Annotated in this window: 10 protein-coding genes; 7 read left to right on the plus strand and 3 right to left on the minus strand. The window is 46.5% G+C overall.

Translation table 11 applies throughout. The features are described from left to right. Positions 1–2 precede the first annotated feature (2 nt). Positions 3–953: a primosomal protein DnaI gene (dnaI, locus tag MKY28_RS01475; protein WP_036605787.1), complete on the plus strand. Its 951-nt coding sequence runs from the start codon at positions 3–5 to the stop codon at positions 951–953. A 180-nt stretch (positions 954–1133) separates the two neighbouring features. On the opposite strand, the gene MKY28_RS01480 is transcribed toward dnaI, so the two are convergent. Continuing rightward, positions 1134–1289, minus strand: coding sequence for a hypothetical protein (locus MKY28_RS01480; protein WP_017692450.1), 156 nt, complete (start codon positions 1287–1289; stop codon positions 1134–1136). Positions 1290–1555: 266 nt separating this feature from the next. Here MKY28_RS01480 and trxA point away from each other — a divergent pair, with 266 nt between their 5' ends. Further along, positions 1556–1873: a thioredoxin gene (gene trxA, locus MKY28_RS01485; RefSeq protein ID WP_036605788.1), complete on the plus strand. Its 318-nt coding sequence runs from the start codon at positions 1556–1558 to the stop codon at positions 1871–1873. Positions 1874–2348: 475 nt separating this feature from the next. Then, entirely contained in the window at positions 2349–4436 is a 2088-nt protein-coding gene (uvrC, locus tag MKY28_RS01490; RefSeq protein WP_036605789.1) for an excinuclease ABC subunit UvrC, read from the plus strand. Here uvrC and MKY28_RS01495 read toward each other — a convergent pair. Continuing rightward, positions 4405–6102: a CPBP family intramembrane glutamic endopeptidase gene (locus tag MKY28_RS01495; protein ID WP_315370502.1), complete on the minus strand. Its 1698-nt coding sequence runs from the start codon at positions 6100–6102 to the stop codon at positions 4405–4407. The genes uvrC and MKY28_RS01495 overlap by 32 nt on opposite strands. A gap of 521 nt (positions 6103–6623) precedes the next feature. On the opposite strand from MKY28_RS01495, the gene MKY28_RS01500 reads away from it, so the two are divergent. Together MKY28_RS01500 and MKY28_RS01505 are read left to right on the plus strand one after the other, a co-directional pair. Next, a complete protein-coding gene (locus tag MKY28_RS01500) occupies positions 6624–7943 on the plus strand; it encodes a TrkH family potassium uptake protein (RefSeq protein WP_076329071.1) in 1320 nt (439 codons plus the stop codon). A 54-nt stretch (positions 7944–7997) separates the two neighbouring features. Beyond that, positions 7998–8669, plus strand: coding sequence for a potassium channel family protein (locus tag MKY28_RS01505; protein ID WP_017692455.1), 672 nt, complete (start codon positions 7998–8000; stop codon positions 8667–8669). Between the two features lie 54 nt (positions 8670–8723). On the opposite strand, the gene MKY28_RS01510 is transcribed toward MKY28_RS01505, so the two are convergent. Then, on the minus strand, positions 8724–9653 hold the full coding sequence (locus tag MKY28_RS01510) for a LysR family transcriptional regulator (RefSeq protein ID WP_036673385.1): 930 nt from the start codon (positions 9651–9653) through the stop codon (positions 8724–8726). A gap of 295 nt (positions 9654–9948) precedes the next feature. Here MKY28_RS01510 and MKY28_RS01515 point away from each other — a divergent pair, with 295 nt between their 5' ends. Together MKY28_RS01515 and sdhA are read left to right on the plus strand one after the other, a co-directional pair. Continuing rightward, positions 9949–10617 (plus strand): succinate dehydrogenase cytochrome b558 subunit, encoded by a 669-nt coding sequence (locus MKY28_RS01515; RefSeq protein WP_036605792.1) that lies wholly within the window; start codon positions 9949–9951, stop codon positions 10615–10617. Between the two features lie 43 nt (positions 10618–10660). Continuing rightward, positions 10661–12403, plus strand: coding sequence for a succinate dehydrogenase flavoprotein subunit (gene sdhA / locus MKY28_RS01520; protein ID WP_036605793.1), 1743 nt, complete (start codon positions 10661–10663; stop codon positions 12401–12403). The last annotated feature ends 248 nt before the right edge of the window (positions 12404–12651 follow it).

The raw sequence follows: 12651 nt of genomic DNA on the forward strand, positions 1-12651 counted from the left end.
CCATGGAATCCTTGGGAGGACTGCTTCAGCAGCTGAACCCTGCCTTTCGTGAGCAATCGCGGCGGATTGCGGCGGAATTGATGGAAAATCCGTATGTACGTGAATTCCGCGCAGGTCATCCTGAACTGCAAGATGCACAGCTCATGACCGATCTGAGCAAGCTGTTTCAGTACGCCAAAGACTCTAAGAACTGTGCGAATTGCCCAGGACTCGACAACTGCCCTAACGATTTTCAGGGCCACTTTTGCAAACTGGAAGTAGAACATTTTAACGGTAAACCCGAAATCATAGATATAAAAGCACCTTGTTCCAAACATATCGCCCGGCAAAATGAACATATTATTAAGCAACGCATTCGCAGTTTCTATGTGGACGAGCGTGCGCTCAGTGCCGGATACAACGATGTGGAGATTATGGGCAAGGATCGGATGCGTGCTCCGGCAGTGAATCAGGTGCTTCGGTATATTAGCGAGACCAAGGAGAACGGATTATCTCCGCAAGGACTGTTTCTGGAAGGAACATTCGGGACGGGCAAGACGTTTCTGATGTGTTACCTGTTGCATGAACTGGCGGTTGCAGGCCACACGGGTGTCATTATTTATATGCCTGACTTTGTGGAGGATCTGAAATCCATGATCAGTGAAGGGCAGAAGCTGAAGGAAATGACGGATATTTTGAAAAGTTGTGATCTGCTCATCTTTGATGATATCGGGGCAGAGAATCTGAACCCTTGGGTTCGGGATCATGTGATGGGGTCCATTTTGAACTATCGGATGAATCGCAAACCAACGTTCTATACGTCCAATTACAATCTGGATGGGCTAGAGAAACATCTTAGTTTCACCAATCGGGACGGCGAGGAAATGAATAAAGGCCAGCGTCTCATGGACCGGATTCGTCCATTTGTGGATGTTATCTCCGTTCGGGGTGAGAATCAGCGCGGTAAACGTTAAACCGATCTAATTGAACCAAAAGGTTCTGGACAAGGTTAATCTTCAAATTATCGGTGGAGCTTACGATTTAGAAGCTGAGCTGATTGTAATCAAAAGCTAAAGTAGTCCCAAAAAAAGCCTGGCTTTCGCATTGTCGCGAAAACCGGGCTTTTCTGGTCCTGCGTGAGACCTGTGAGTGTCCTATTCGGTGAGGAATTTGAAGATAACCATACCGAAAAAGATCACTGTCATCAGGCCAGCCATGCCGGCAACACCCGCGATCAGATCAAATAGATCGTTGCGGGGTTCCTCGTTCACATGTTCACGCGGGTCGCTGATCCGCACATTTGCATCCATGTTATTGCCTCCTTATGGGGAAACAGCTTGCCCGTATGGGAGGGGCTGAAACCCGGAGTAATTTTAGTATACTTGGAAAAGAAAGCGTTTGTAAAGATTTTGCAGTTAGTATGCTACATCCTGTAATTGTGAAGATTTGATGTTGGGAAGATGAACATTGCAGCGTTCAATTCACAAGTTTGACGTACCTGTGTTATACTGGAAGTGTCGTTCACGACGTTACAGGTTAAAATAAAACCGTAAGTATATATAAGGAGGACAATTTCATGGCTATTGTTAACGTATCCGATCAATCCTTCAACGCTGAAGTAGAAGGCGAAGGAACGGTTCTTGTTGATTTCTGGGCGCCTTGGTGTGGTCCTTGTAAAATGCTCGCTCCAATCCTGGAAGAGCTGTCCACAGAAGTTGGCGATGCAGTGAAAATTGCTAAAGTTAACGTGGATGAAAATCCGGAATCAGCTTCCCGCTTTGGCGTAATGAGCATTCCAACTTTGATCTTCTTCAAAGACGGTCAACCGGTAGATAAAGTGGTTGGTCTGAACTCGAAAGATGCGCTCAAAGGAATTATCGAAAAACACCAATAATTTACAGGTTTACACATACGCCTCCGGTTTACATGCCGGGGGCGTTTTGCGTCGAATACCTTTATATAGGACAATATAAAGTAAAAATATTTTTTACACTTGAATGTAGAGTACAGAACCGATCTGGAGAAGCTAAGTGCTCGCGTTTATCCCGGATTCATCTCTGATATATAGTTGGAACTAATTATTTACACAGTAACGGAGAGGACAGAAAAAACCTGAAAAAGCGAAGCGTGCCCCTTTATCAACAGATTTTTCCCTTGAGAAAAAGGGAATGAAAAAAATCTGGGGATAACAGGGATTGGAAGGTTGTTCTGTCATCGTAGTGTCAGTGTGAATTATCTTTAGTTTCTTCTTATAAAAAAAGGTGACTCAGAGACAATCCGATAACGGATTGGAAGACGGTACTGTAATCAGAATGGCTTAGTGTAACCTTTTATTTATACTTTCTTCGGGAAGGAGGATTCACCGAATTATGGATCAATTCATCAATGATTTGCAGGATCAGGAGAAGGCATTGGAGCAGATTCGCCACAAGCTCGCTTTGCTGCCAGACATGTCTGGATGTTACCTGATGAAGAACAGTGAAGGCACCATTATCTATGTTGGTAAGGCTAAAGTGTTGAAGAACCGCGTACGCTCTTATTTTATCGGCAGTCATAACGGAAAGACCCAGCGTCTGGTGTCTGAAATTCGTGATTTCGAATATATCGTGACGGGCAGTAACATGGAAGCACTCATTCTGGAGTGTAACCTGATCAAGAAACATATGCCGCGGTACAACGTGTTGCTTAAGGATGACAAGACATTCCCATATCTTAAAATTACAAATGAAAAGCACCCCCGGCTGGAAGTAACCCGGCGTGTGCTGAAAGATAAAGCCAAATATTTCGGACCTTATCCGAACTCGTATGCGGCACACCAAACGAAAAAATTGCTCGATCGCATGTATCCACTGCGCAAATGTGGTGTAATGCCCAAAGAAGTGTGCCTGTACTATCACATGGGACAGTGTCTTGCCCCTTGTGTGAAGGAAGTTGAGAAGGAGCAGTACGACCAGATTTCCCAAGAGATTGGTTCATTTCTGAGCGGTGGTCACGAAGAGATCAAGAAGGATTTGCAGCGTAAGATGCAAGAGGCTGCGGAGGATCTTTATTTTGAACGTGCCAAGGAGCTGCGCGATCAGGTAATCGCCATTGATGCGATGATGGAAAAACAGAAAATTACGATGGCCGATGCCAGAGACCGTGATGTATTTGGTTTTGCCATTGATAAAGGCTGGATGTGTGTCCAGATTCTATATATGCGTCAGGGTAAAATGATTGAACGTCACGTATCAACCTTCCCGTTTTACGGTGAGGCGTATAGTGACTTCATGTCCTATGTAACACAGTATTACAGCGATAATCCGGCATTGCCACAAGAAATTTTGTTGCCGGAAATGCCCAAGGATCTTGCAACAGATAATGATAGTGTTGATACGGGTTCTGATACTGATGGATCGGTACCTGCCGCAGTTACGGTAGAGTTCGATCAGGCGGGACAAGTGGAGCATAGTAACGCTTCCCAGCCACTGGTTGCTGAGACTCGTGCAACTTACGGAGCTTCCGCTGAGGCAGAAGGTGAACAACCTGACAGTATGCAAGAGGATGCTCTAATAATGGATACAACTACTTCAACTGAAAAGCTTCCATCAGGACTGGAAGACCCAACTCAGGTTGCTGCTGCTTTACAGGAGTGGTTGGAGATCAAAGTGCTCATTCCGCAACGTGGATTGAAACGCCAGATGATCACGATGGCTGTGGATAACGCACGTGTGGCATTGGAAGAGAAGTTCCGTTTGATTGAGCGAAATGAAGAACGTACATCCAAAGCTGCCGAAGGACTGGGACGTTTTATTGGATTGGATCAGCTTCACCGTATTGAAGCGTTTGATAACTCGAACATTCAGGGTACAAACCCGGTATCTGCCATGATCGTATTTACCGATGGTAAACCGGATAAGAAGGAATATCGGAAGTACAAGGTCCGTTCGGTTGAAGGGCCGGATGATTATGAAACGATGAGAGAGGTCATCCGTCGCCGTTACGAACGGGTATTAAAAGAAAACCTGACCCAGCCTGACCTGATTGTGGTTGATGGTGGTAAAGGACAGATCTCGGCTGCGGTCGATATTTTGGAAAATGAGCTGGGGCTGTTTATTCCGGTATGTGGTCTGGTGAAGGATGCGAAGCATAAGACTTCGCAGTTGATGATCGGTAATCCACCGGAAGTCATCTCCCTGCCACGGGATAGTCAGGAATTTTACTTGTTGCAGCGGATACAGGAAGAGGTCCACCGTTTTGCGATCTCGTTCCACCGGGAACAGCGTGGCAAATCGATGGTCACGTCACGTTTGGATGCCATTCCGGGTATTGGAGAGAAGCGGCGTAAGTTGTTGTTGAAGCATTTTGGCTCTTTGCGCAAAATAAAAGAGGCCAGCGTTGAAGACTTCCGGCCTCTATCTATTGGTGACAAACTGGCAAATCAGATTATTGCAGCACTTCGGGATGAGGAGTCGTAACATACGGCTTCTCTTTTTGTTTTGGATTGAATTTGTAGACCACATATCCAACAATGGCCGGGAGTACAATCCAGAAGAGTCCGGCTGTCATATTCAGGGCATCACCCATAAAGACCAAGCTGAGTCCCATCAGCAAGCTGTCGAAGATCACATGGGCGAATACAACGGCAATGAAGCCGTGACGTAGCATGATCAGACTGAACAGCAATCCAATCACCATCAGCTCAATGGGACGGGTGATTACTGGATAGATCGGATACAATGTGTGTCCAAGTGCCCAAATGATGGTTGGAATCAGACAGGCAATAAACGTGTTACGCACAATCTTTTGCATCATGCGAATGCCGAACAGTCGATAAACAGTTTCTTCACCAATACCGGCCATCCAGGCCATGATCGGGAAGAGCCAGGCATAGGTCATATTAAAAGTAGATTGATCTGCTGACGTCGTTGACCATGTGCCGATGCTTCGCTCCAGAATGAAGAACAGGATGGATTGCACACCCAGTAGAATGAATGCCCACAGGTAACCAGCAACCATGCTGTGAAGTACATATTTTCCATATCCGGGTTCTTTGGCACGAGGCCATGGGTTCAGACCTATTTTGCGCCACATGCCGTCACCAGCAACAAGGGACAGATAGATGGTTGCACTCATGACCAGTGTAATTCCCGCCTGCATTAACATCAGGAACGCTAACATGAAGCTGGAGAGCCCTTGTGCCTGAAAGAGTGGTATCATGTTCAGCGTACCAATTACCGAAGCTGCGAAATACACCAGCGAGAGGATGATCCCGCGTTTGAAAGACGTATGTGCTCGGGTCAGAATGCTATAGATGATTGCCAGCACGCCCAGAACAAAGGTCAGGAATGCATAACCGCCATAAGTCATCCAATTGGCTTGGCGCGTTTGATCTTTCACATAATCAGTATGGGATTCCGGGACAGAGAATCCAGGATCGAAGGATCGTACCGCACCCTCTTCAAACGTAAAATTCAATTCAAGCTTAGAGTCTCCAATGGCTTTTTCAGAATCCACATACTTCAGTCCCGCTTCACCATCGCGAGTCTCCAGTTGAAGTGCCGGCACTTCATAACCGAATTCGGTCAGAACGCCAGCCGCGAGCTGTTGTTTCTCGTCCAGAGATATATTGCCTTCAGCAAGTACTTGCGATGTGGTCACTCGTCCACTAACCTGCTCCGCCTCAATGGCGGTATAGAGTGAAGAAGGCAGTTCCCGTTTGAAGCCGACGACTTTTCCTGTTTTCATATGTACGTCAACATTAAGATAACCGCCCTTGTCTTGATCAGGCAAACGAACGCGGAATACATCGTAAGGATAGCTTGTTTCCCATTTCTGGTTATAGGTATCAAGTTGTTTGGTTTTGGCCATATATCCGTAGATATCGGAATGTGTCTGGTAGGTGACCAGGGTTTTTGCATCATCATTTGGCAGTGTATAGTCATTCACAGAAGCTGCGAATGATCGTGCGGATTGCTTCGCCTGCTCCTTGGTTATGAAGGACGTAGACGAAATTTCTGTCGTTTGCGATGAGGTAGCAGGAAAGATCTGAAATACAAAAAATAGAATCAGGCCAATCGCCGCAAGCAACCCCAGCCGCTTGAAGTTAGCCTTGAGTTGCAAAGGCTGCCCTAAGGGATTCATGTAATGGTGTTCCTCCTTTATTGATAGAGGTAGTTCAAAAAGTTTCTATCTTCATCCCATCTTCTTGGTACTGAAAACCGCCCTTTTTGAACACGCACTAATATGGATATTAAAGTTAACATAGCACAGGCCAAGCACCGAATGCCAATGATGTAACGAAAACAGGTGTAAATCCTTGAAAATGAATGAAAAGGACCGAAAGAATCTGATCCATCCGTCGCCATATCTGAGTTCTTCCCTTTTTGGCTGAATTCGATCCGATTTCCACAAAAAACGTTTTGTCTACAAACGTCGCAGCGCTTATAATTTTGAAACAAATGTGCAATGATTCGCATGTCTTTCGCCCAACAAGGGAACGAATAGGATATATTCCAACTTCATTATATATGTCGTTTTAAACTGAATCATACTTGTTTAACGTTTGGCAACAGCATTTCAAATGAAGAAGGCTCCACGGGTGTGGAGTTATTTTCATTTTAGAAGAGGTGGAAGATACTCAAGTGAAACTGAATGTGCAATGGATGCGATTATCGCCACCCCGTATTCTTGTGTTAGGGTTTGCTGGCATTATATTGGTAGGCACACTGTTGTTAATGCTTCCGGCATCCAACCGTAACGGTGACAGTCTTGCATTTATTGATGCGCTCTTTACAGCAACTTCGGCTGTTTGTGTCACTGGTCTGGTTGTGGTCGATACAGGGACTCATTTCTCGGTGCTGGGTCAGGTTGTAATCGCGATTCTGATTCAGATTGGCGGACTGGGCTTTATGACAATGTCCACATTGGTTGCCATTGCGTTCAAACGGCGGATCTCGCTCAGGGAAAGGTTGATTCTACAGGAAGCGATGAACCAGAGCACGATGGAGGGCATCGTCCGGCTGATCCGTAAAGTTGTGATCTACTCACTCATTATCGAAGGCATATGTGGCACACTGTTTGCCATCCGCTGGTCGTTCGACATGCCAGTCGGACAGGCGATCTATTACGGCTATTGGCATGCGATCTCGATGTTCAACAATGCGGGCTTTGATATGTTTGGGGATTTCCGCAGTTTGACCGGTTATGTGTATGACCCGTTGGTTAATTTTACAGCAATGTTCCTGATTGTCTCTGGTGGTATCGGTTTTGTGGTGTTGTCAGACCTGGTGGATTACCGCAAAACGCGGAAGCTGTCTCTGCACTCCAAAGTTGTACTGTTAATGACTGGATTGTTAATTGTGTTTGGTGCACTTGTCATTTTCGTATTTGAATTCAGCAATCCACGGACACTGGGTGGCCTGAACTGGGGTGGCAAAATTCTCGGTTCATTCTTCCAGTCCGTTACGCCGCGAACAGCAGGAGCCAATACGGTAGATATTGCCGGGCTGAGACAGGCAACACAGTTCTTTATGATCATTCTGATGTTCATTGGTGCTTCGCCGGGTTCTACCGGAGGCGGGATCAAAACAACGACATTTATGATTATGGCTGGAGCGGTCATCGCCATGATGCGTGGACGTGAAGATATCGTGTTTTTCCGCTATCGGCTTGTACAGGAACGGATTTTCAAGGCGCTTACCATTACATTGCTGGCGCTTTTGTTCATCATAGCTGTAACGATGGCACTGAGTACCACAGAAGACGCCAGTTTTATGATGATCTTATTTGAAACGACATCGGCCTTTGGTACTGTAGGATTATCGCTTGGACTAACGCTGAAGTTGACTACATTGGGCAAACTCCTGATTTGTTTTACGATGTTTGCTGGAAGGCTTGGACCGATTACATTAGCGTATGCACTTGGGCAGAAAAAGGGTAAAGAGTTATACAGGTATCCGGAAGGCAAAATGATTATTGGATAAATCTATTTTTAGTGAGTTTTGAAATTGATTTGGATAAGGGGTTCGTGAAGAACAATGAAAACACAGCAGTTTGCGGTGATTGGGCTTGGGCGGTTTGGCTCCAGTCTGGCACAGGAATTAATGGAACTCGGCTACGAGGTACTCGGGATCGATAAAAATGAAGAAGTCGTCGAAGACATTAGTGAATTGGTCACCCATGCCGTTGTAGCCGATGCCACAGATGAGGAAGTGCTACGCTCCCTGGGTATTCGAAATTTTGACTGCTGTATCGTTGCTATCGGGGATGATATTCAGACGAGCATTCTCACCGCGATTCTGTTAAAAGAGCTGGGCGTCAAGACGGTCGTGGCCAAGGCCATATCCGTCCTTCACGGACGCGCATTGGATAAACTGGGGATTGATCGTGTCGTTTATCCTGAGCGGGATATGGGCATTCGGGTTGCCCACCAGCTGGTTACCCCGAACTTGCTGGATTACATTGAATTATCCAATGATTACAGTATTGTCGAGATGAAGGTTCCCGCCTGTCTGCACAACAAAACCCTTTCAACCCTGAATGCACGTGTACGTTTTGGTTGTAGCATTGTGGCGTTACAGAAAGAAGCTGGGGTCATTATCGCTCCGACGGCACTGGATTCGCTTCAAATGGGGGATATCATGGTCATTATTGGTAATAATGCAGATATCGACCGATTTGAAGAAGAGGTTATCAGCCAAGAGAGCTGATAATTATCATGTGTTAAATATGGAAGCCAGACGTTAGAGCCTGGCTGTTTCAGATCAAGGCAAAGGCGTCGTAGCCCTCCGTGAGGGCAATGGCGCCTTTGCTGTAAAGAGTGCAGCCGTCTCCTTGACCCATTGTCTGGAAGTCTCGCTGAGGTCCTCTTTTTCCCCATAGATCATACAAGTTGTTCTGCGGGTCTGCTGTAATTGAGGCAAATGAACAGAAACAAGATCATTGTCCGCGAGCAATTGTGGACGAAGATATGACTTGGGCAATAGAGCAGCAGCTTTGGCGGAAGGCAGAAGTCGGATGATCGCTTCGAAGGAATCAATCTCCATGCGAATATCCGGCATCACGGCACAGCGCTGGAAGAGGTCGTCCGTTAATTTGCGATACCAGGTGCCTTTGGAGAACGTGATCATCGGCAGATCCTGCAAATGCTCCATCCCGGCTTCCTTACCGGACAAGGGGTGTGTAAGCGGTACAACCAGTTCCAGGTGATCGTCAAAGAGCGGCACACAGTTAAGCCCCACTTCGCTGATGGAGGAGGCGACAATGCCTACATCGGCTTTTTTGTCACGCACAAACGAGACAATCTCATGTGTTTTACCCGTCAACAGTTTCAGTTCGGCATTTGGATGTTTCTCCATAAAGGCATTGACGAGAGGTGGTAACGTAGTTTGAAGCGTCGTCAGACTGGCTCCGAGTGTAATGGTGCTCTGTTCTTCGTCTTTATACTGGGCCAGCATAGTGAGGAACTTCTGTTGTTGCTGCTTCTGTTCTACAGCATAGGTATAGGTGAACTGGCCCACACTGGTTAACTCCAGCCGTTTGCCACGGCGGTGGAACAGGGCAACCCCGAGTTCATCCTCCAATTTGGCAATTTTGCGTGAAAGTGCGGGTTGGGACAAGTTCAGTAACTTGGATGCACGGTTGAGGCTGGACTGCTCCACGACCGCTGCAAATGCATTTAACTCCTCAAACATGAACAATAACCTCTTTTCCATGAATGTGATTCTTGCCCTTGCTCAATCGTTTTCCATGTTGTATAGCCTGTAAACCCAATGTTTCACTGCTTATACCTATAGGTTATAACATTTAATAATTATATTGCAATTCCCTTATAAGAAAAAAAGGAGTAACATGAACCGTGACACAAGTTGTTCACACCTGGGGAAAACGGAACAATTTGTCGAACCTTTTCATGGAAAAGGATTCGTGTCATGATAAGTGAAATCATTTATGAAAACGTTGTATTTAGCGAAAGGGGATCGACATTTTATGAAAGGGTTTTACTCCAGAAAGCTGCACTCCTTGCTTGGCGTCATTCCGCTCAGTTTGTTTTTTGTTGAGCATTTGGTGACGAACTTCACGGCAGTTGAAGGCGGCAAAGAAGCTTTTTACGGTGCCGTTGCATTTCTGAACGGTTTGCCTCTTGTTATTGTAATTGAGGCATTACTTATCTGGTTGCCGTTGTTCTATCACGGTGTTTATGGTCTTTACATTGCCTATCAGGCCAAGCCTAACGTTGGGCGTTACGGTAATGAGCGCAACTGGCGCTACACGTTACAGAGGGTAAGCGGTATTATTACGTTTGTATTCGTCATCTGGCACGTATGGGAGACGCGAGTACAGATTGCGCTGGGTAATGTATCCCATGAAGAGATTGGCGGCGTTATACATGATGCGGTGACGAATCCGATAACCTTTGCGATATATATGATCAGTGTGGTTGCGGCGTCATATCACTTTGCCAATGGTCTGTGGTCGTTCCTCGTTAGCTGGGGAATTACAGTTGGTCCGCGTGCGCAACGTGTATCCTCTTACGTATGTATGAGCTTGTTCGCTATTGTTTCCATCATGTTTATTGCTTCACTATTTGCTTTCCGGAGCATTGATTTCCAGACAGCTACTTCGATGATTGACGCAGTAAAAACAGTTCTAATTTAAGCATTTAGCGTATAAATGCTGACTTATAAGGGAGTGAACAGCAATGGCATCAACGAATGTAATTATTGTGGGCGGCGGTCTCGCGGGATTGATGGCGGCGATCAAATCGGCTGAAGCCGGAGTCCATGTTCATTTATTTTCACTGGTTCCTGTTAAACGATCCCACTCTGTATGCGCACAAGGCGGCATTAACGGAGCGGTAAATACCAAGGGTGAGGGTGACTCCCCATGGGTACACTTTGACGATACGGTATACGGCGGTGACTTCCTTGCGAACCAACCTCCTGTTAAAGCGATGTGCGAAGCAGCACCTGGCATCATTCACTTGATGGACCGTATGGGCGTAATGTTCAACCGGACACCGGAAGGTTTGCTTGATTTCCGTCGTTTCGGGGGAACGAAGCATCACCGTACGGCATTTGCCGGAGCGACAACAGGACAACAATTGCTCTACGCATTAGACGAGCAGGTACGTCGCTGGGAAGCAGCTGGCCTGGTTACGAAATATGAGAACTGGGAGTTCCTGCAGGCAGTTTTGGATGATGAAGGCGTATGTCGCGGGATCGTGGCTCAGGATCTGAAAACGATGAAGGTACAGACCTTCCCGGCAGAAGCGGTTATTCTGGCGAGTGGTGGCCCGGGGATCATCTTCGGTAAAACGACCAACTCTGTAATTAACACAGGTACAGCAGCAAGTGCGGTGTATCAGCAAGGTGTAAATTACGCAAACGGGGAGTTCATTCAGATTCACCCAACAGCCATTCCAGGGGATGACAAGCTACGTCTCATGTCTGAATCCGCGCGTGGTGAAGGTGGACGGATCTGGACGTACAAAGACGGAAAACCTTGGTACTTCCTTGAAGAAAAATATCCATCCTACGGTAACCTTGTTCCACGTGATATCGCGACTCGTGAAATCTTCAGCGTCTGCGTGGATATGGGTCTGGGTGTGAACGGCGAGAACATGGTTTATCTCGATCTGTCGCACAAAGATCCGAAGGAACTGGATGTTAAACTCGGCGGAATCATTGAGATCTATGAGAAGTTCATGGGTGATGACCCGCGTAAAATCCCAATGAAAATCTTCCCGGCAGTCCATTATTCCATGGGCGGCATGTGGGTAGATTACAACCAAATGACTAACATTCCGGGGCTGTTCGCAGCTGGTGAATGTGAATATCAATACCATGGTGCGAACCGTCTGGGTGCAAACTCATTGGTATCTGCGATCTATGGTGGTATGGTGGCTGGACCAAAAGCGGCTGAATATATCAAAGGACTCAAAAAGTCGTCCGCTGATATCCCATCTTCCGTATTTGAGAAACACACCAAACAACAAAGCGACAAGTACGAAGGCATCTTGAAAATGCAGGGCACGGAAAATGCCTATGTCATTCATAAAGAGCTTGGCGAGTGGATGACAGCCAATATGACGGTTGTGCGCTACAACGACAAGCTTGAAGCCACGATTGGCAAGATCAAGGAATTGAAAGAGCGTTATGGCAAAATCAACATGTATGATAGCTCTGGTTGGAATAACCCGAGCGCAGCATTCACTCGCCAACTGTGGAACATGATTGAACTGGCAGAAGCAATGACTCTCGGTGCTCTACTCCGTAACGAAAGCCGCGGCGCGCATTACAAACCGGATTTCACGGAACGTAATGATGAAGAGTTCCTGAAAACGACCATCGCAAGCTGGTCGAAGGAAGGCCCGAAAATCTCGTACGAGCCAGTAGACGTATCCTTGATCCCACCACGTATCCGGGATTACTCCAAGGATTAAATATCACGGATTTATTTATAAAGTTAAATATTAAGCACCTGAACGAAGAGGCAGGACAACTTTGGAGAAGCAAAGCTTCTTCAAAGTTACTGCCATCAAAGTGAAGGAAAGACCCAGAAGAAGCAAAGCCCTAGCGATGCTTCAGAACTTCAATACTGCCTCCAGCATGAATGGAGTGCAGTTTTCCAGCAAAGTTACCCAGTGCACGACATAGCGGAAGAAGCGGAAATACCCAGAAGAAGCAAAGC

The sequence above is a fragment of the Paenibacillus sp. FSL R5-0473 genome, from assembly GCF_038004565.1.
Classification (GTDB): domain Bacteria; phylum Bacillota; class Bacilli; order Paenibacillales; family Paenibacillaceae; genus Paenibacillus; species Paenibacillus amylolyticus.